The following is a 21586-nucleotide window of genomic DNA, read 5'->3' on the forward strand; positions in this document are numbered from 1 at the left end:
ATGCTGAAAATACTTGGTTGTGTGGGAACGCAAGAGCGGAGGAGAACGCTATGAGCAGTGATAATGCGTCTAATTCGAAACAGAATCCTGTTAGCAGATTTTTTTCGATTTTGGTAAATGACCTCAAAGAGATCGGGGTCACATTTAAAGAGGGCGATTGGAAAACAAAACTCTCATTTTTGATTATGGGTATCGGACCGATACTCAGGGGACAGACCTTAAGAGGCCTTATGTATCTTGTTGTTGAGATTTTATTCTTTGTGTTCCTTGGAGCTTTTGGTGGTAAATATTTTTCCAAGCTGGGAACCCTTGGTGTAATCGAGACAACTAAAAAGCGCAGAAAAATAGTTTATGGAGATCATTCATTCCTTATTCTTTTGTTTGGTCTTCTTACTCTTATTTTTATTGTATTCATTATTTTCTTGTGGAGAATGAACATCAAAGAGAACAGAAAGGAAGAGCTTGCACTTAAACAGGGCAAGAAGCTTCCCGGAAACAGAGCAGATTTCATGTCTCTCTTTGATTCTAATTTTGATAAAACATTGTTGGCACTTCCGGTAACAGGTGTATTTGCCTTCACCGTTTTGCCAATCATTTTCATGATATGTGTTGCTTTCACCAATTATGATGCGACACATCAGGCACCGACCAAGCTGTTCACATGGGTTGGACTTGCCAACTTCAAGAATCTGTTTTCATTTGGAAAAAGCGGATTCGGTAGTACATTCGTAAGTGTACTTCTCTGGACACTGGTTTGGGCTTTTCTTGCAACGTTTATCGACTATTTCCTTGGAATAGCTGTTGCAATCCTTATTAACAAAAAGGGAATCAAATTTAAAAAGTTCTGGCGTACCTGTCTTGTTATGACCATCGCTATTCCTCAGTTTGTTAGTCTTTTGTATGTGGCAAAGATGTTCGATAACGCAGGTATCATCAATGCTACACTTTTGAAGCTTGGAATAATAAAGAGCGCGATTCCCTTCTGGACAAATCCATGGCTTGCCAAGATTACAATTGTAGTAGTAAATATCTGGATCGGTATTCCTTATCTTATGCTTATGGCTACAGGTCTTCTTATGAATATTCCTGAGGATCTTTATGAAAGTGCCAAGATCGACGGCGCTACACCATGGCAGATGTTCAAGAATATCACAATGCCGTACATGCTTTTCGTAACAGGACCGTACCTTCTGACATCATATACAGGTAACCTTAATAACTTTAACGTTATCTATCTTTTGACAGGTGGCGGACCGAAGTCCATGAGTTATGCAGGAGGTGCAGGTGGTACAGACCTTCTGGTTACATGGCTTTATAAGATGACCATCAATGACACAGATTATAAGATGGCCGCTGTAATAGGTATCATGGTATTCGTTGTTACGGCTATAATCATGCTTTCTGTATATCGCATGCTGCCGTCAGTAAAGGATGAGGAGGGATTCCAGTAATGGCAAAAGAAACTTCAATGAAAAAGAAACGTGCCATTAGCAACGCTCTTGCTTATCTGGCACTTACAATCATCGTAATAATATGGCTGTTCCCTTTTGTGGGACTGGTACTTGGAAGCTTCAGATCATATCTTCCTGAGGTTGAGTACGGCGGAATTGTTGGTTATATCGTTCCCAAGACTTTCTCTTTGGACAACTACAGATTCGTTCTTGGAAATGAGACCAACTTTAAGAGATGGTATCTCAATACGGTTATTATTGCTACATGCGTGTCTGTTCTTCAGACTATCATCGTACTTTGCGTAAGCTATGCTCTTAGCCGTATGAGATTCTACGGAAGAACTGCACTTATGAAGTTCTGGTTGGTACTTGGAATGTTCCCGGGCTTCCTTACAATGATCTGTCTGTACTTCCTGCTTAAGCAGATGGGACTTACTCAGGCCGGAGCAATTCCCGGATTGATCCTTGTATCTGTAGCAAGCTCAGGTATGGGTTACTACGTATGTAAGGGATATTTTGATACTATTCCCAAGGCACTGGATGAAGCTGCCCGTATCGATGGCGCTTCCAGAGCAAGAGTATTCTTTACAATGACACTTCCCATGAGTAAGCCCATCATCATTTACACAATGCTGGTAGCTTTCATGGCACCCTGGAATGATTATGTATTTGCTTCCTACATCGCATTTGGACATGATAAGAGCTACAACGTAGCCGTTTCCATGTACAGATGGATGAATACAGGAGACTATCAGGGGTACTTTACAAGATTCTGTGCCGGCGGCGTACTTGTTGCCATTCCGGTTACACTTTTGTTCCTGTTCCTGCAGAAGTACTATGTTGAAGGTGTTACCGGCGGTGCGGTAAAGGGCTAACGGAACTTCCTTATAAAAAACAATTGAGAGAATAATATGGGCGAGCAAATTACTATCGAGGATGTTGCGGCGGCCCTTGGTGTTTCCAAAACTACCGTATCCAGAGCTATTTCCGGTAAAGGCAGAATTGGAGAAAAAACAAGAAACCGCGTCCTCGAATACATTGAACAGAATAATTACAAACCTAATGTTGTCGCCAAGGGACTTGCGCAGCGCAGGACTTACAACATGGCTGTTGTATGGCCCGGAGATTATTCACTTGTTGATCTTCCTTTTTTTCAGAGATGTCTCATTGGAATGAGCGAGGTTACAAGCGGTCACGGGTATGACATTGTTATATCCCTTGTGTCCGGAGATGAGATATCCAATCTCAGACGAATCATTGAAAACAGGAAGGTTGATGGAGTAATCCTGACAAGAACGCTTATTGATGACAGGCCTGCAGAGTACTTAAAGAAAAGCGGGATTCCATTTATAGCCATAGGTACATCCTTTGACGAAGATATCATTACTGTTGATAATGATAATTATGGCGCATGCTTGGAACTTACCTCTATTCTGATAGGGAAGGGGCATTCCAGGCTGGCTCTGATCGGCGGTTCCTCGAATCACATGATAACAAGGACCAGATATAATGGCTTTGTTGATGCCTTTAAGAGGGCCAATAAGAAGATCGATGAGTCACTTATTTTCCTTAATCAGGGTAATGAGCAGAGACTTACCGAAATTGTAAAGCAGCTTGCAGCCAAGAAGGTTGATGGTGTAGTCTGTATGGATGATCAGCTTGCTGGGTATGTGATCTCTATATGCAGAGCACAAAAAATCAAGATTCCTGAGGATATTAGACTGGCATCCTTTTACAACAGTAATATTTTGGAAAATGCTGTAGTTCCTGTTACTTCACTGAATTTTGATGAAAGAAAACTTGGTGCTACAGCGACAAGAATGCTGCTTTCGCTTATTGACGGTGAAAGTGTTGAAAAACAAAGTCTGCAAAATTATGAAGTTGTAATGAAGGAAAGCACGAAGTAAAATCAATAAGCCGGCTCATTTATTGGTATTTCAAATGAGCCGGCACTTTTTAAATAAAGCAGGAGAATGACTCTTCTGAGCCAGACCTGCCCGGAGGATATGAAAAAATGAAACTTACTAAGGAAAACAAACTGTCTTTTAATGAAAAGTCACTGACAGTTGATGGGAAGGCTTTTTATCCTGTTATGGGTGAGATGCACTTTTCCAGATATAGAAGCCGTTACTGGGCTGAAGAACTTAAGAAAATGAAAAGTGGCGGTGTAGACATCGTTTCACTTTATACTATATGGATACATCACGAAGAAGTTCGCGGAGAGTTTGATTTTAGCGGGGACAGGGATCTGCATAAATTCCTTGAGACCGTTAAACAGAGCGGCCTTAAATGCATTTTGAGAATAGGACCCTGGGCTCACGGCGAAGCCAGAAACGGAGGCTTCCCTGACTGGCTTTTGAAGGATGCTGAGGAAAAGGGATACGATCTTAGAAGCGATGCACCTGAATATCTTGCACATGTTAGAAATTTCTATGAGCACATCTTTGAGCAGGCAAAGGGATTTTTCCTTAAGGATGGTGGCCCTGTTATCGGTGTTCAGATTGAGAATGAGTATGGTCATTGCGGCGGTTTTGGAGGAGCTGAGGGTGAACAGCATATGAGAACTCTTCAGAGCATGGCCAAGGAGATAGGCTTTGATGTACCAATCTATACTGCTACCGGCTGGGGAGGTGCTGTGACAGGAGGGATGCTGCCTGTCATGGGTGGATACTGCGAAGCTCCCTGGGATCCCAGAACTACTGAGATTGAGCCAAGTGGCAATTATATTTTCACTAAAGAGAGAAATGATCACAACATAGGCTCAGATCATGGTCTTGGCGTGGGAATTACCTTTGATATGGATAAGTTCCCATATCTTACAGCAGAGCTTGGAGGCGGACTTCAGGTTACACACCACAGAAGACCTATCGCTACAGGTGATGATACAGCTGCTATGAGTATGGTAAAAATGGGAAGTGGTGCAAATCTTCTTGGATATTATATGTATCATGGCGGCACCAATCCCGAGGGTAAGCTCACAACTCTTCAGGAGAGTACTGAGACCGGATATCCTAATGATCTTCCTGTTTTGTCATACGATTTTAATGCTCCCATCAGAGAGTATGGACAGATGGAGGAGACCTATCGCAAGGTAAGAACTCTTGCCATGTTCACCAAGGATTTTGGAGAAGAACTTTGTGACATGCCTTACATTCCGCAGCCAGGTAACCCCCTTAAGCCGGATGATCTTTCATCTCTTAGAAGTGCTGTAAGAGCACACAAGACAGAGATTTGCGGCAAGGAAGAACTCTCCGGATATCTTTTTGTAAACAATTATCAGAGAAGATATGAGATGGCTGATCATGAGCAGATTGTGCTTACAGCTTATGATGAAGCAGGAGAGAAAATCTGCGATTTCGAGGAGAGGGATGTAAGGAATGGAGACTATTTCTTCTATCCCTTTAATATGCCTATAGGCTATGATGCGGTTTTAAAGAAGGCTAACGCAACTCCTCTTTGTATTCTTCATGACGAGAGAGGAAGAGAGATAGCATACGTCTTCTACACAGATAAAAATGAGTCTGCATCCTACGAAATTGAAGGTGACCTTGGAAGAATCAGCATTGTTACTCTTCTCAGGGAAGAGGCTGAGCACGCTGTAAAGGTAAAGGATGAGCGCGGCGCAGAGCACCTCATAATAAGTGAATATAACGTTGTTGAGAATCCAAGGACCGACAAAAAGGGCAATTCTCTTGGATATGAGATATATGCAGAGATTCCTTCTGATGGACAGGCTCACGGCGTATCCTTCAGAGTATGGCCTGATCTTGATGAGACGCCCATAGGTTTTATACATGCAGATGCTGAAAGTGCCAGCGAATCATATATGATAGACAGCATGGAATTTGCTGATTACAGATATGTTGATGAGTATGTAAATCCTGTAATGACAATTCTTTCCTGGGATGAGAACGCTGAAGCTGCCTCCGACGGCAGCATGAAATACGGAATAAAAGTATCTGATATAGATGCTGACATAGATGAAGTTTATCTTATGATAGACTACGCAGGAGACAGAGGAGAAATCTATGCCGGAGCAGAGATGGAGAGCTTTACCAAAGGCCAGATGATTGCTGACAGCTTCTACACAGGTCAAAAGTGGGAAATCGGGCTTAAGAGATTTATAGGATCAGAAGGAAAAAGCGGTCTTGAGGAAGAGTTCGAGGCTGAGGCTGTGGTTTATCCCCTGCATGAAAATGATAAGATTTACCTTCAGACCAGACCTGAAATGGAGGATGGTAAGGTTTGCAGAATGAATTCGGTGGATTCCATAGCGCAGTATAGAATTAGATTATCAATTTAATAAAACTTTTATCTGACAAATCGATAACAAGTGGTGCCAAAATCTGAATATTAAGGTAAAATATAATAGTAGTCATTGTTAATTAAGTATGAAAGTGGTGATCCGTGTATGGGATACTATGAATTACTTGAACAACTTGTAAAAAAGATGACGGCTGAAGTCCTTGATATTGAAGACATCTATACTACTCTGGGCGAGCTATGCAAAATGTTCAGAGTATCAAAGGGCGTCACTTGTTTTTACGACAGTCTTGAAAATGAGGCTCTTGATATAGGTGAAAAGTTTATCTGCTACGATGATGGGAACAGTTCTGATAAGACAAGAATTGCCCGCTTCGAAACAGATGTAAAAACTGTGACCACCTGTATCTGCTATTTTGCAAAAGGCGCAGAACCTCTAAATAAAGAGGAGACTCAGCGTATCGATCTGATTCAAAAGATTATCGTCAGCATTGCATCCAGAACGCGTTTGCAAAGAACAGTTGAGAGACTTTCTTTCTATGATATTGACGGATATAAGAACCTAAAGTTCTATATGCGCGAAATAGACAGGCTTAATGAGGAAGATAAGCTTCACGGCATGGTGGCTATCAGAATTAATCTTAGCCATTTTTCACTTGTCAATCAGCAGATCGGAAGAGATGCCGGTACTGTTGTTATGAGGAAATATATCTCATTGATTGAGGATGCGATTGCCGGTGATGGTGTCGTTTGTCATATCGGTGGTGACAATTTCATAATGATCCTGACTGAGGATAAAAAAGATGACGTAATTAAAATCATTACCGGGGCACCTGTTGTCTATGATGATAATAGCGGTGACTATATTATCGTGTCTTCATCTGCAGGTGTTTTCAATATTCCTGAGGAATTCGAATATCATGATTTTGGCGACATAATGACGAAGGTAACCGGGGCTTCAGAGCAGGCAAGGACAGGCGGCGGTGCCAGCATAATTAATTACGACAGAAAAACAGATATCGATCGTGAATATATCATAAAGGTTCAGAGTAAGTTTGTGGAAGCTCTCAGGGATGAGGAGTTTAAGGTTTACTATCAGCCAAAGATAGCAGTAGAAACCGGTGAACTGATGGGAGCTGAGGCACTGTGTAGATGGTTCAGGAATGGAAGAATAGTTCCGCCTATGGAATTTATTCCGATCCTGGAGATGAATATGGATATCTGCAAGCTTGATTTTTATATGCTTGAGCATGCCTGCATGGATATAAGAAAATGGCTTGACGAGGGTAAACGAGTAGTTAGAGTTTCTGTTAACCTGTCACGTAAGCACATGGCTGATCCTGATATAACGCAGCATATTCTCGATATCATAGACAGACATAACGTACCTCATGAATGCATTGAGATAGAGCTTACTGAGACCAATGCCGATGTGGAATTCACTTATCTTAAGCGAATGGTTAGTGATCTTCAGGAGGTAGGAATATTTACTTCTGTTGATGACTTCGGTATGGGTTATTCATCACTGAATCTCATAAAAGAAATCCCTTGGAATGTACTTAAGGTTGATAAGTGCTTCCTTCCTGAAGATGATGAGGATGAGAGAAGCATCAGAAGTATCATGTTCCGCCACGTAATTTCTCTTGCTAACGATATGGGATTTGAGAGTATCGCAGAAGGCGTGGAGACTGAACAGCAGCTTAAGTTCCTGAAAGAAACAGGATGCGTTCTGGCACAGGGATACTTCTTTGATAAGCCGCTTCCATACGAAGAGTTTGTGGAGAGACTGATCAACTATAAATATAAACTGCCGTATTAAGTTTTAGTACAAAGATAGTTTTGTAAAGCAGGCTGTTTTCCGAAAAGAGCAGCCTGTTTTTATGTATGTTTTTAAAATATACTGATGATAAAAAGGAGGAGAACAGTATGATAAAAAGACCTGAATATATTAAACCAGGATGTAGTATCGGAATCACAGCACCTTCTTTTGGGCCATCCAGCGAGCCTTATTATTCAATGTATGGTTATTCCAAGAGAAATCTTGAGAACAGAGGCTATAAAATTATTGAGGGTGATACCCTTTTTAAAAATGACGGAATCGGAATAAATACTGATCCCAAGGTAGCTGCCGCTGAGCTTGTGGAATTCTATAAAAGGGATGAAATCGATGCAATTATCTCTGCCGGGGGCGGTGAGTGCATGAATGAGACCATAACCTATGTGGATTTTGAAGCTTTGAAAAATGAGAAGCCCAAGTGGTATCTTGGCTATTCGGACAATACTAATTTTATTTTCCCTCTTGTTACAATTTCAAGAGTGCAGGGTATATATGGGCCGTGTATTTCGGGCTTTTCAAAAAAATGGGAGAAACCTGAGTATGACGCTATGGCCGCTCTTGAGGGGACTCAGACAGAGTTCTCCGGATATGAGAAATTCGTTGATCCTGCAAAAGAAGAGAAGCCCTCTGAAGAAATTACGGATTATTCGAAGGTGAACTTTGATGTTCCCTACGAATATAATTCAGATAAGATTCTTACAAGCTTTGTGTGCAATAGTGGTAAGGCAGTCAAGGTAGATGAGAATACTGAGATAAATATGCAGGGAATCCTCCTTGGGGGCTGCGTTGACGTTCTTGCAAATCTTGTGGGAACAAGGTTTGATAAGATGAAGGAATTCAATAAAGATTTTAAGGATGTTATCTGGGTTCTTGAAGCCTGTGACCTGACACCTCTCAGCTACAGAAGAACCATCTGGAACATGAGAGAAGCGGGATGGTTTGACAGTGCCAAGGGCTTTGTAATAGGTCGTCCACTGACAGCTTTTGGAAGCGAGATGATGGGGGCAAATCATTTCAATGCAGTGACAGATATTGTGGGCGAGCTTGGAGTGCCTATCGTAATGGATGCGGATATAGGACATATCGATCCTGCAATGCCCATTGTCATGGGAGCTGAGGCTAAGGTATACGCAAAAGGAAATGATTTAAAGATAAGTCTTAAATAAGCTCAAAATGCTTAAGGGCATTCCAAATGCCGTCGTTATCAAGAGATGTTGTGATGTAGTCTGCGTAGTCTGTAAGGTCATGGTAGGTTTCACCCATGCCTACACCAACGCCTGCTGCGAGCAGCATCTCTTTGTCGTTTATGCTGTCACCGAAGGCAAAGGTATTTTCAATTGATTCACCAAGAAGATCGCAGACCTTCTCGATTCCTGTACCTTTGTTGAAGCCCTTGGGAACCATCTCAACAACGGTGTCTGAATGAATTATGTAATCATAAAGGTCTGAGAGCTTATCGAAGCACTCATCTCTTTTTTCAACAGGAATCTCTGTTGCGCAGGAGAGTTTATTCATCTCCCAATTTCCATAGCATTCATCGATACCCCGAAGGTGTGAGCCCATCTCAGCGATTATCTTATCGCCGTACATATCACCCTGAAAATCCTTAAGCTCCAAATAGAGGTGTGTGGGACCTTCAAGGATTGGCTTAAAGCCATATTCTCTTACTGTTTCGATGGTTCTTATGGCATCCTCTTTTGGAATGAATCTTTGGTAAATAACTTCATCTCCAAATTCAATCATGGTTCCGCAGGCTGATACGATGCCGTCAAAGCCGATGCCAAGCAGATTTTCATTGGTGATAAAAGCTCTGGCGCGGCCGGTGTTAATAAAGCACTTGTGACCGTTTGCTCTTGCCTGTCTGATTCCTTCTATTGTCTTTTCGTTGATCTCGTTTTTATAGTTCCAGAGTGTTCCGTCGATATCGAAAAATAAAACCATTTTTAACATCCTTTTCTAAAGGAATACTTACCGCGAATGCAGTAAATAAGCCTAAAATCATTTCTATATATGATACCATATTTAACAATATTGGTCGTGATAAAGTGTCCATAGATTGATATAATAACATAAGATTTAAAAGATTCACCAACTAGCAACAATTGACGAGAAGTATTTTAATGAGGACATGATGATGAAGACTTTATATGTGGAATGCAAAATGGGCGTTGCCGGTGATATGCTATCAGCTGCACTTATAGAGCTGTGCGATGACAGGGAAGAGATATTAAAAGAGCTATCTGAGCTGGGGATTCCCGGGGTTACCTACGAGCTTACAAAAAGTGAAAAATGCGGAATTATGGGTAGCCATCTGGAAGTGAAGGTAAATGGTGAAGAAGAGATAAGTGAAGATGTGGGGCATGAGCATCATCATGAACATCATCACCATGATGAGCACGAGCATCATCACAGCCATCACGTACATAGACACCTTAAGGATATCGAAGAGATCGTTAATTCTCTTAAGATGAGTGAAGCTGTAAAACAGGATGTGATAAATGTTTACAAACTGATTGCTGAAGCTGAGAGTAATGTCCATGGCGTAAATGTAAATGAGATTCATTTTCATGAAGTTGGAAATATGGATGCAATCGCTGATATTTCCGCGGTATGTCTTGTCATGAACCGCCTTAAAGTAGATAATATAGTGGTATCTCCAATCCATGTTGGAAGCGGTCAGGTTAAGTGTGCCCATGGAATTCTTCCTGTTCCCGCACCTGCAACCGCATATCTTCTAAGGGGAATTCCCAGCTATAGCGGTGATATTAAGGGCGAACTTTGTACTCCTACAGGGGCAGCGCTGGTTAGATATTTCGCGTCAAGCTTTGGAAATCAGCCTGTTATGAGTATATCCAAGATAGGATATGGTATGGGCAAAAAGGACTTCCCTCAGGCAAACACTGTAAGAGTTATGCTTGGCGAAGATACAGATATGATGGACAGCGTCACTGAGCTTGTCTGCAATCTTGATGACATGACTCCCGAGGAGATCGGTTTTGCCACAGAGCGCCTTATGGAAGAAGGGGCCCTGGATGTTTTCACCACATCCATAGGAATGAAAAAGAACCGCCCCGGCGTAATGCTGACGGTACTTTGCAAAGAAAATGCAAAGGATGAATTTGTAAAACTGATTTTTAAATATACTACAACTATCGGCATAAGAGAGAGCATTTGCAGACGCTATGTTCTTGACCGCGTAGAGAAAACTGTCTCCACACCTGATGGGGATATTCGAATTAAGGAAGTAAGCGGCTATGGTGTAAGCCGTCAGAAGAAGGAATACGAGGATCTGGCCAGGATCGCCAGGGAAAAGGATTCCGGAATTATAGAGAGAAAATAAATATCAGAGGTAAAGACAATGTACGATTTTTTAACATGTCCTGACAGAACAAAATCTTTTTCCTACAAGTATAAGGATATGTTTGACAAAAATCCTGACATCCCTGAGGGCGTGATCCCATTTTCCGTAGCGGATATGGAATTTAAAAATGCTCCTGAGATCATAGAGGGATTAAAGAAATATATTGAGAATACGGTTCTTGGTTATACGGCACCATCCGATGGATTTATTGAAGCAGTCTGTGGATGGATGGAAAAGCGCCACGATTATCATATTGAAAAAGAGTGGATAGCCCTATCAGACGGTGTGGTTCCTGCACTGAGCGACCTTATCAGGTCCACGACGGATGAGGGAGATGGCGTAATTATTCTGACTCCCGTATATTATCCTTTTAAGGGCTCAATTGAAAAAAATAACAGAAAAGTGGTGAATGTGGATCTTTTACATGATGATTCTTCATACACCATAGATTTTGACGGCCTAAAAAAGGCAGCAGCAGATAAAAACAACAAGCTTATCATATTCTGCAATCCTCACAATCCGGTTGGAAGAGTGTGGACAAAGGAAGAGCTTAAGCAGGTTTATGATATCTGCGTTTCAAATGATGTTTTCATAATCAGTGACGAGATTCATAACGATCTGATAATGCCGGGCTATGAGCATACTGTTATGGCCAATGTGGCTGAAGATGCAGGAAAACACATGGCGGTATGTACTGCACCAAGTAAGAGCTTTAACCTGGCAGGACTTCAGACTTCGTGCATCATTATTGAGGATGAGGACAGGAGAAAAGCCTTTATAAACAGCCGTGCCAAAGAACATAGAGGAGTAGTCAATGCCCTTGGAATGGAGGCCTGCAGAGTAGCATATACTGAATGCGAAAAGTGGCTTGATGAATGTATAGAAGTGATAGATGGTAATGCGAAGTATATGAAGAGTTTTCTTAATGAGCATTTCCCTGAGGTGAAGGTCTATCCCCTTGAAGGCACCTATCTTTTGTGGTGTGATTTTGGCGCATACGGACTTAGCTGCAGCGAGCTTGAGGAGTTTAATATCAAGGATGTGCTTTTGTTTACCGACGAAGGATACCTTTTTGGTGAAGCGGGTAAAGGCTTTGAGAGATTCAACATCGCATGCCCAAGACATAAGTTAGAAGAAGCCATGCAAAGGCTTTTGAATAATTCTGATAAGATCAGAAGATAAATGATCGGGGAGCTGGTGAAAAAGAAAGGGGTTTTATTATATGAAAGCAATTTTTTCAAACTATCTGAAAGAGCTTGCTCCGAGCCTTAAAAAGCTCATAGATGAGCTCTCATCGGATTATGATTATGTGAGCATTCTTGCAACGGATTCCAAGGGATTTTCCATGCAGGCTTCACAGAGAAACAAGTCTCTTACAGGAGAGACAATGATGACTGAGAGGGGCTGCGTTGTACGAGTTTACAAGGACGGCCTTTACAGCGAATATGCCTTTAACAGACCTGAAGCTGACGTTAGTGCGATGGCTTCCAGGTTAAAGGGGATTCTTGATGATCAGATTTCCATTTTAAAAAGAACATCTACTGAAGTCTTTGACACAGCAAAGCTTGAGGACGAGCCCTGCGAACTTTTTGTGGAGATGGAAACAGATGTAATGCCTGAGGATGCTGATCTTGGTGCTCTTATGAAAAAGTTAAAGAGTTACAGCGATAAGGCAGCAGGTCTTAAGGATTATATGGTAGATGCTGTTGTTTCCGCTAAGTCAACACATGTATGTAAGATGTTCCTTACCAAAAACAGAGATATGAGACAGAGCTATGTTTACACTGAAGGATCTGTTGTTGCCATAGGTGTGAAAAATGGCAAGAACTCAATGGCAATTCAGGGTGTATCAGACAGAAGCGGTGTAGGCATAATCGACGGCCTTGAAGAAAAGGCAGAGCTTGCTGCAATAGAAGTAGGCGAGATGCTTGATGCATCACCTGTTGTGCCCGGTGAATATGAGATTGTAACAAGCCCTGAGGTTACAGGACTTATCGCTCACGAGGCCTTTGGTCACGGCGTTGAGATGGATATGTTTGTGAAAAACAGAGCCCTTGGCGCAGAGTATATCGATAAGAGAGTAGGTTCAGATCTTGTTTCCATGCACGAGGGTGCAAACGTCGTTGTTGATGTTGCAAGCTATGCTTTTGATGATGAGGGAACTCTTGCAGGTGATGTTACAGAAATAGATCACGGTATCCTGAAAACCGGTGTCTGCGATGCTCTTTCTGCCCTCAGACTTGGAACAAAGCCTACAGGAAACGGTAAGCGTGAGAACTTTGAGCACAAGGTTTACACCAGAATGACCAACACTATTTTTGACAGCGGCGAGTCTACAAAAGAAGAGATGATCGCTTCTGTAAAGAAGGGTTACTATCTTGAAGGAATGTTCTCAGGAATGGAGGATCCCAAGCATTGGGGAATCCAGTGTATCGTCGCAAGAGGAAAAGAAATCATCGACGGTAAATTCACAGGTAAGGTTGTTTCTCCTGTTGTTATGACAGGTTATGTTCCGGATCTTCTTGGTTCCATTTCAATGGTAAGTAAGGACCGCGAATCCTTCGGTACCGGCGGCTGCGGCAAGGGCCACAAGGAATGGGCAAAGGTTTCAGATGGCGGCCCGTGCCTTAAGGCAATTGCGAGACTAGGCTAACTGCGATGACTTGGCGAAGTTGTTTTGAGCCTAGTCAGAGCTGTTGTTCCGGCTAACGAAGTGAGAGCGGAACTTCCTTGTGAAAAAGGAAAAAATTATATACATAATAAGAGGATATTCAAAATGACAGATAAAATAGTAGAGATCCTCAGGGCATCCGGTGCTGATGCCTTCGAGGTTACAGATACAGTTACACTTGCATATGAATTTTATTTTATTAAGCACAAGCTTGATCAGAACAGAGTAAGAGACGTTGAGCACATCAACGTAAAGGTATTAAAAAAGCTCGAGGACGGCAAGGTGATCGGAAGCGCATCCGGTGAGATTTATCCCACACTTACAGAGGATGAGATAAAGAGCGAAATTGATAAGCTTATTTCAAGAGCTGAGAACGTGCAGAATCCGTTTTATGAGCTCAACAAGCCTGTAGAATTTGAGGCTTCAAAGAATAGCGACATCGATGTATCAAAGATTGCGGAAGACTTTGTTAATACCATGAAGGAGATTCCCGAGACTGATACAGAGGACCTTAACTCATACGAGATTTTTGTAAATAAAAATAAGTGCCGTTTTATCAACTCTGAAGGCATTGATGTTTCCTACGAGTACCCTTCTTCAATGGTAGAGGTTGTTGTTAATGCCAGAGATGAGGCACATGAGATTGAGCTTTATCGCATGTATGAGGGCGGCACCTGTGATAAGGAAGGCCTCAAGAAAGACATTACTGAAGTTTTAAAATATGGTAAGGATAAGCTAATTGCAGGTCCTACTCCTCAGCTTGGCAAGGCAGCAGTTGTGTTCCCTACAAGCGATGCTGTTATGCTCTACCACTATTTTGCAGGTAAGAGTGATGCAGGATTTATTTACAATCATTATTCAGATTGGGAAATCGGCAAGGATATTGCTCCCAAGGCAAAGGGCGATAAGGTGACTCTTAAGGTTCTTAGGAATCTTCCCAATTCATCCAAAAACTTCGATGTGGATGAAGAAGGTGCAGTTATCAAGGATACGGTTCTTCTCGAAAACAATGTACCCAAGACCTTCTGCGGCGGCAGAAGATATCGCTGCTATCTTGGAATAGAGGGATCTTCCATGGCTTACAATTACGAGGTAAGCGGCGGCAGCAAGACCATGGATGAGATCAGAAGCGGCAAATATCTTGAAGTGGTAGAGTTCTCAAGCTTTGAGGTTGACTCTATTTCAGGCGATATCGCCGGAGAGATAAGACTTGCTTACTATCACGACGGAGATAAGGTTACACCTGTAAGCGGCGGCTCTGTTTCAGGAAGCATGTTCAATTTCGTAAATGAGATGTACATGTCCAAAGAACAGCGTCAGTACGACTTCTGCCTTATCCCTGCGCTCACAAGACTTGAAAATGTAACTGTAACCGGAATAGAATAAGAGCAGACGTGGGCGGACTTGTATTTTTTGTTCCGCCCATATATTATGTGTGGAGAATGTTCATTTTTTTTATGTGGGGTAAAACATGGCAAAAAATTTTGGCCAGGAACTTGAAATGACTCAGACAGGACTCCTTACGTCCAAGTCAGGTAAGACCTTTATCAGAATTTATTTCGTGAGAAAAGGTGTAAATGGCGAGGAAGCCAGCGCTGAAGGCATAATCCCGGGCTACAAGATCATGAAATCTGAAGGCTTCGAGCCTGACGAGATCGCAGCTCTGGAGTTTTACATCAAACAGAACCGCGAGGACATAGTGCTCCGCGCTAAGAAACTAAGTGACCCTTGGAATTGGCTGTAAGCACTTGGCGAGGTTTTGTCGAGCCTAGTGCGCGCGTGTTCTGGCGAACGAAGTGAGAGCAGAACTTCCTTGCAAATTTATATAAAAGAAAGAAGAGGAATAAAAATGGCACTGATTAAAAAGCCTGTAACAGGAATGAAGGATATTCTCCCTGAGGAGATGAAGCTTAGAGATTATGTAATAGGTATCATTAAGGAGACCTATGCGGGATTTGGTTTTACATCAATCGAGACTCCCAGCGTTGAATCTCTTGCAAACCTTAACAGTAAGCAGGGTGGAGAAAATGAGAAGCTTATCTTCAAGGTAATGAAAAGAGGAGAGAAGCTTAACTTAGAGACAGCGAAGGAAGAGAATGACCTTACAGATTCAGGTCTTCGCTATGACCTCACTGTTCCCCTTGTAAGATATTATTCAAATCACCAGAACGAGCTGCCTTCACCCTTTAAGGCACTTCAGATGGGCTATGTATGGAGAGCTGACAGACCTCAGAAGGGCCGCTATCGTCAGTTCATGCAGTGCGATATCGATATCCTTGGCGAGGCAACTAACCTTGCAGAGATAGAGCTTATCCTTGCTACAACCACAACTCTTGGAAGACTCGGATTTAAGGGCTTCCAGATCAGAATAAACGACAGACGTATGCTTAAGGCTATGGCAGCTTACAGCGGATTCCCGGAAGAGAGCTATGATTCTGTTTTCATCACTCTTGATAAGATGGATAAGATCGGTCTTGAGGGGGTTGCAGAAGAGCTTGAGAAGGATGGCTTTGATAAGACCAGCATCGATAAGTACCTTAACCTGTTCAAGAATGTTGAGGATAAGGGTGCAATTGACGGAATCAGATTCCTTGCTGATGAGCTTGGCGATTTCCTTGATGCTGATGTTAAGAACAATCTTGAAGAGATCATTTCAAGTGTCGACACCACAAAGAGTGCTGAGTTCGAGCTTGTATTCGATCCCACTCTTGTTCGCGGAATGAGCTATTATACAGGAACAATCTTTGAAGTTGCTATGCCTCAGTACGGCGGAAGCTGTGGCGGTGGCGGACGCTATGACAAGATGGTTGGTAAGTTCACAGGTCAGGATACACCTGCCTGCGGATTTTCAATCGGTTTTGAGCGTATAATCATGATCATGATGGATGAGGGCTTCAAGATTCCCGATGAGAAGGATAAGGTAGCTTTCCTTGTAGAGAAGGGTATCGGCGGCGAGCAGTTATCAGATATCATCGCGGAGGCTCAGAAGGAAAGGGCAGCAGGCAAGCAGGTTCTTGTTGTTCGTATGAACAAGAACAAGAAGTTCCAGAAGGAGCAGCTTACAGCTCAGGGTTACGAAGAATTTAAGGATTTCTACAAGACAGAACTTAAGCACTGATGAAAATCTATTATTGCAACGTTCATAATCTGATAGAGCAGGCGAAGGCCGATGATTCGGTTTTAGAAGCCCTTATGAAAAGGGTGGATAAGACGCGAATAGAGAAGGCTTCTCGTTTCAAAAGACTTCCCGACAAGGTCTGCAGCCTTGTGGGAGGAGCTCTTGTTCAGAATGCTCTAAAGGATTATATCGCAGAGAATGAAGCGCTAGAGTTTTCTTCCGAGGATGTACTTGACATAAGCTACGTCTTGGTAGAAAATGGTAAACCGTACGTTAAAAATTATCCGAGTTTCCATTTTTCACTATCTCATTCAGGTGACTATGTGGCTTTGGCTGCGGCCGGTATTCCTGTTGGAATTGATGTGCAGGAAGAACGGGTATCGGATTCAGATAAGCTTGCCGAGAGATTTTTTTCTGAAAAAGAAAATGAGATGTTAAGGAAGATAGCAGATGATGAAGACCGTTCACACATGTTTTTCAGGATCTGGTCTGCAAAGGAAGCTTACATAAAAATGACCGGCCATGGACTTCAGGAAGACCTGAGCGGTTTCCATATATCCTTTGATGATATGGAAATTCGCAGAGGAAGTCCCGAAGTAACTGCCGGTTATATAATAGAACCTCTCCCCCTCATTGGAAACGTTCTTACAGTATGTATCGGAGAGAGGACGGATAATATTAACCTTAATGAGGTTGTTTTTTGATTTGTTTGTGCGGATTTGCACAGGGTTATTAAAATGAGTGCTGGTAATAAGAAATACGAAATAGACATGACGGAGGGGGCTCTTCTGCCGAAGATTCTCCTTTTTTCTATACCACTGATGATTTCAAGCGTTTTGCAGCTCCTGTTTAACGCAGCGGATATCGTGGTTGTGGGACAGTTTTCCGGTGATGAGACTATGGGTGCAAACTGCGTTGCGGCCATCGGATCAACGGGATCTGTTATCAATATGCTCCTTAGTGTTTTCATGGGGCTTTCTGTAGGCGTGAATGTTCTTGCAGCCAGATATTTCGCAGGAAAACAGAAAAAAGAGATGAGCGAGACGGTTCATACTACTGTTGCGCTGGCTCTTATCGGCGGTGTGATCATCGCTGTAATCGGTGTTCTTGCATCCAAGCCGATTCTTGGCCTAATGGGATCTCCCGAGGAAGTAATCGATCTATCTGCTCTCTATATGAGGATATATTTTGTGGGAATGCCCGTGACGCTTCTTTACAACTTTGGAGCTGCCGTTCTTAGGGCAACCGGGGATACCAGAAGACCGCTGTACTACCTTATGGGTGCTGGCGTAATAAATGTTATACTCAATCTGATTTTTGTAATCCTTCTTCACATGCATGTTGCAGGAGTTGCTCTTGCTACCATTATTGCGCAGGCAGTATCCGCAGCTCTTATCGTAAGAGCGCTTATGAAGACAGAAGAAAGCTATAGGCTTGACCTTAGGAAAATCCGTGTGAATATGGATAAGGCTAAGAGGATTATCAGAGTGGGCCTTCCTGCAGGACTTCAGGGAACCATCTTTTCATTTTCAAATGTTCTTATTCAGTCTTCTATAAATGAGTTTGGTGCTACAGCCATGGCGGGAAGTGCTGCAGGTGCGAACCTTGAGGGCTTTGTATATATGGCAATGAACTCCATATATCAGGCCTGCGTATCTTTCACCAGCCAGAATGTAGGTGCAGGAAAAGCGGACAGAATAGGGAAGGTTCTTCGCAACTGCCTTGCTATAGTAGCGGTTGTAGGCCTTGCAATGGGTAATCTTTTCTATCTCCTTGGACCCAAGCTTGTTGGTATTTACACAGCTGAGCCTGATACCATTAAGTTTGGTGTTGAGCGTATGGCGATCATCTGCACCTTGTATTTCCTGTGCGGATGTATGGATGTAATCTGCGGAAGTCTTCGCGGAATGGGATATTCCACAGTGCCTATGATAGTATCTATAGTAGGTGCGTGCGGACTTAGAATAGTTTGGATATTGACGATATTTAGGATATATCATTCCCTTACAGTACTTTATATTTCATATCCTGTGACCTGGTTTATAACTGCGTCCGCTCATCTTATAAGTTATTTCATCATTAAGAAAAAGGTAGTCTCCAAGATGGGGACCGGGAAGGCAGAGCTTGCATAAATGAGTAAAATTAAGGCAGTAATATTTGATCTTGACGGAACACTTTTGTACACACTTGAGGATCTGATGCTAAGTGCCAATTATGCACTTAGTAAGCATGGTATGGAAACCTGCTCACTTCATGATATACAATACAGAGTGGGGAACGGAGTACAGAAGCTGATGGAACGATGCGTTCCGGGCGGCCTTGAGAATCCGGATTTCCAAGCTGTTTTTGCAGATTTTAAAGAGCATTACAAGGTTCATTGTAACGATAACAGCGGACCCTACAAAGGAATTCCGGAGCTTCTTACAGCTCTTAAGGAAAAAGGCTATAAGCTTGCCATAGTATCAAACAAATTTATGGATGCCACAAAGGAACTGGCAGCTCTATATTTTAAGGATACTATAGATGTTGCTATAGGCGAGAGCGCAGGCATTCGCAAAAAGCCTGAACCCGATACGGTTATAGAAGCCATGAGGATTCTTGGTGTTACCGCATCTGATTGCGTATATGTTGGCGACTCCGATGTGGATATTAAAACAGCAGCCAATTCAGGCATGCCCTGCATAAGTGTTGCCTGGGGATTTCGCACCAGGGAGGAACAGCAGGAAGCCGGCGGCAAGATATTTGCAGATGTACCGGATGATATAATAAAATTACTTGAGTTTAGATTTTGCTAATTACAGGGGGAATCAAATTGCAGCAAAACATAATACAGTTCGTAATACTTGTTTTACTGGTGTTTATATCGGCGTTCTTTTCATCGGCAGAGACAGCCATGAGCTGTGTCAGCAGAGTGAGAATAAAGACGCTTGTGGATGAGAATAATAAGAGAGCCGTGGCTGTTTCGCAGATTCTTGATAACTATCAGAAGATGCTGTCAGCAGTGCTTATCGGCAACAACATAGTTAATCTGTCGGCATCTGCTCTTGCCACTATGTTTGTACAAAGACTGTGGGGCGACTGGGCCGTAAGTATCGGAACCGGTGTCCTTACAATCGCAGTTCTTATAATCGGTGAGATTATTCCTAAGACTATAGCTACAACCTATGCGGAGAATCTTTCACTGTATTACGCAAGAATAATCCTTGCGATCATGTGGATCCTCACACCCTTTATCTGGATCGTTAATGCCATAGCAGATGTGGTTCTTGGAATCCTTCGCATTGATAAAAACAGCAAAACGGTCATGACAGAAAATGAGCTTAAGACCTACGTGGATGTAAGTCATGAGGACGGCGTAATCGAGAGCGGCGAGAAGGAGATCATTTACAATATCTTTGAATTCAGTGATGCTGTAGCCAAGGATGTCATGATCCCCAGAATCGATATGAGCTGCGTCAGTGCTGACGCTGAGTACCATGAAGTCATGAGAGTCTTCAAGCAGGAGATGTATACCAGAATCCCTGTCTATGAGGATAATCAGGACAACATCATCGGTCTTATAAATATCAAGGATATCGTGCTGGTATCCGATAAGGATAATTTCAAGATAAGCGATTATTTGAGAGAAGCTTATTACACCTACGAATATAAAAAGACAGCGGATCTTCTTGTGGAGATGAGAAAAAATGCCCAGAACGTTGCCTTTGTACTTAGTGAGTACGGCGCTACTGTTGGTATGATCACCCTGGAAGACCTTCTTGAAGAAATCGTTGGTGAGATCCGTGATGAGTATGATACGGACGAAGAAGAGCAGATAAGAGAGCTTGGCGATGGAAGATTCCTTGTAGAAGGAAACATGAAGCTTGATGATATCAATGATGCTCTAGGAACACAGTTTGAATCAGACGATTATGATTCAATCGGCGGACTGATGATAGAGAATCTTGACAGACTGCCAAGAGGCGGCGAGACCACAAAGCTTGATAACGGTGTAGAGCTTACTGCCAGCGCCATCAAGAGAAATCGTATTACAGCGGTACTTGTTTACATACCGGAAGGCACCTTTGATATAAAGGAGAGCCAGACTGATACAGAACAGGATACAGAAGAATAAAAAACGCAGGTTGCAATTAAGTTTGTAACCTGCGTCTTTTTATTTAGTATTTACTTGCCATGACAAAGCTTTACTTATTTGCTGAGCTTAATGCTTCGGCTATTTTTGATTCTATAAGCTTTTTAACCATATCCGCTATTTCTGTGGTGTTCATATCCTTGTATTCATCGTAGTAGATTGGCTTAAGGAAATGTATCTGCGTAGTTACCGGCTTTAGGGAATTAAGCTCAAAGGGCTTATAGGAATCAACAAGGGCAACCGGTACTATGGGCTGTTTTGACCAAAGAGCAGTCTTGAAGGCTCCGGGCTTAAAGTCCTGCACAGTATTTTGATTGTGATCGTATCCTCCTTCAGGAAAGAGAATGTACTTTCTTCCTTCTTTTACTTCATCTGCCATCTGGCGCATGCTCTTAATCTGTGAGCGCATGTCATTTTTATCAAGACGAATACCCCTGAGAAGTCCTATAAATTCGTTGGTCAGTATCATCTTTGAACGTTGCAGATCTATTACAACACTACATGGTGAGTCGTGTGAATTAATGATGCCAAGCGCATCGAACTTACCCTGATGATTTGGAATCATTATGTAGCCGCCTTCCTTTGGAAGGTTGTTCACGCCATAGCAGTTCGTTTTGATGAAGCAGTTACGCATTACTTTTCGAACCATGTTGCGTGCGATTCTGTAACAATACTCATCGTCATATTTATCTGTTTTGTTCATGACAAGTCTGGCTTTTATGATGTAATAGATAATCAGAGGTAAAGAGACTA

At 42.4% G+C, this 21586-nt stretch carries 18 protein-coding genes; 16 read left to right on the forward strand and 2 right to left on the reverse strand.

Annotation, left to right across the window (positions count from 1 at the left end; genetic code table 11):
• The first annotated feature begins 50 nt into the window (after positions 1–50).
• From G610_RS0100455 to G610_RS0100480, 6 genes are all read left to right on the forward strand, one after another.
• Positions 51–1451: a carbohydrate ABC transporter permease gene (locus G610_RS0100455; protein ID WP_026523199.1), complete on the forward strand. Its 1401-nt coding sequence runs from the start codon at positions 51–53 to the stop codon at positions 1449–1451.
• Positions 1451–2326 carry a sugar ABC transporter permease gene (locus G610_RS0100460; protein WP_026523200.1) on the forward strand — a complete coding sequence of 292 codons (876 nt, stop codon included), beginning with the start codon at positions 1451–1453 and terminating at the stop codon, positions 2324–2326. Before G610_RS0100455 ends, G610_RS0100460 begins: the two co-directional genes overlap by 1 nt.
• A gap of 36 nt (positions 2327–2362) precedes the next feature.
• A complete protein-coding gene (locus tag G610_RS0100465; RefSeq protein WP_026523201.1) occupies positions 2363–3358 on the forward strand; it encodes a LacI family DNA-binding transcriptional regulator in 996 nt (331 codons plus the stop codon).
• Positions 3359–3465: 107 nt separating this feature from the next.
• Complete coding sequence (locus G610_RS0100470; RefSeq protein ID WP_026523202.1) at positions 3466–5754, forward strand: beta-galactosidase; 2289 nt, start codon at positions 3466–3468, stop codon at positions 5752–5754.
• A gap of 108 nt (positions 5755–5862) precedes the next feature.
• Complete coding sequence (locus G610_RS0100475) at positions 5863–7533, forward strand: GGDEF domain-containing phosphodiesterase (protein WP_026523203.1); 1671 nt, start codon at positions 5863–5865, stop codon at positions 7531–7533.
• A gap of 107 nt (positions 7534–7640) precedes the next feature.
• A complete protein-coding gene (locus G610_RS0100480; protein WP_051197390.1) occupies positions 7641–8717 on the forward strand; it encodes a S66 family peptidase in 1077 nt (358 codons plus the stop codon).
• Here G610_RS0100480 and G610_RS0100485 read toward each other — a convergent pair.
• Positions 8710–9492, reverse strand: a complete 783-nt coding sequence (locus tag G610_RS0100485; protein ID WP_051197392.1) for a Cof-type HAD-IIB family hydrolase — start codon at positions 9490–9492, stop codon at positions 8710–8712. The two genes, G610_RS0100480 and G610_RS0100485, sit on opposite strands and share 8 nt — an antisense overlap.
• A 190-nt stretch (positions 9493–9682) precedes the next feature.
• Between G610_RS0100485 and larC the strand changes: the two genes are divergently transcribed.
• The 10 genes from larC to G610_RS0100535 all read left to right on the forward strand — a co-directional run bounded on the left by larC (position 9683) and on the right by G610_RS0100535 (position 20815).
• Complete coding sequence (larC, locus tag G610_RS0100490) at positions 9683–10891, forward strand: nickel pincer cofactor biosynthesis protein LarC (protein WP_330368071.1); 1209 nt, start codon at positions 9683–9685, stop codon at positions 10889–10891.
• An 18-nt stretch (positions 10892–10909) separates the two neighbouring features.
• On the forward strand, positions 10910–12094 hold the full coding sequence (locus G610_RS0100495) for a MalY/PatB family protein (RefSeq protein ID WP_035796519.1): 1185 nt from the start codon (positions 10910–10912) through the stop codon (positions 12092–12094).
• A gap of 40 nt (positions 12095–12134) precedes the next feature.
• Positions 12135–13565, forward strand: a complete 1431-nt coding sequence (locus tag G610_RS0100500) for a TldD/PmbA family protein (protein WP_026523208.1) — start codon at positions 12135–12137, stop codon at positions 13563–13565.
• A gap of 123 nt (positions 13566–13688) precedes the next feature.
• Complete coding sequence (locus G610_RS0100505) at positions 13689–14969, forward strand: metallopeptidase TldD-related protein (protein WP_026523209.1); 1281 nt, start codon at positions 13689–13691, stop codon at positions 14967–14969.
• Positions 14970–15054: 85 nt separating this feature from the next.
• Positions 15055–15327 carry a hypothetical protein gene (locus G610_RS0100510; protein ID WP_026523210.1) on the forward strand — a complete coding sequence of 91 codons (273 nt, stop codon included), beginning with the start codon at positions 15055–15057 and terminating at the stop codon, positions 15325–15327.
• Positions 15328–15432: 105 nt separating this feature from the next.
• Complete coding sequence (gene hisS / locus G610_RS0100515) at positions 15433–16701, forward strand: histidine--tRNA ligase (RefSeq protein WP_026523211.1); 1269 nt, start codon at positions 15433–15435, stop codon at positions 16699–16701.
• Complete coding sequence (locus tag G610_RS19120; RefSeq protein ID WP_051197394.1) at positions 16701–17405, forward strand: 4'-phosphopantetheinyl transferase family protein; 705 nt, start codon at positions 16701–16703, stop codon at positions 17403–17405. Before hisS ends, G610_RS19120 begins: the two co-directional genes overlap by 1 nt.
• Positions 17406–17438: 33 nt before the next feature.
• On the forward strand, positions 17439–18833 hold the full coding sequence (locus G610_RS0100525) for an MATE family efflux transporter (protein WP_035796520.1): 1395 nt from the start codon (positions 17439–17441) through the stop codon (positions 18831–18833).
• A complete protein-coding gene (locus tag G610_RS0100530) occupies positions 18834–19496 on the forward strand; it encodes an HAD family hydrolase (protein ID WP_026523213.1) in 663 nt (220 codons plus the stop codon).
• Positions 19497–19513: 17 nt separating this feature from the next.
• A complete protein-coding gene (locus G610_RS0100535) occupies positions 19514–20815 on the forward strand; it encodes an HlyC/CorC family transporter (protein WP_035796521.1) in 1302 nt (433 codons plus the stop codon).
• A gap of 70 nt (positions 20816–20885) precedes the next feature.
• On the opposite strand, the gene G610_RS0100540 is transcribed toward G610_RS0100535, so the two are convergent.
• Complete coding sequence (locus G610_RS0100540) at positions 20886–21536, reverse strand: lysophospholipid acyltransferase family protein (protein WP_242829588.1); 651 nt, start codon at positions 21534–21536, stop codon at positions 20886–20888.
• Positions 21537–21586 lie beyond the last annotated feature (50 nt).

Origin of the sequence: Butyrivibrio sp. MB2005 (assembly GCF_000424285.1) — a bacterium.
In the GTDB taxonomy this organism is placed as follows: Bacteria; Bacillota; Clostridia; order Lachnospirales; family Lachnospiraceae; genus Butyrivibrio.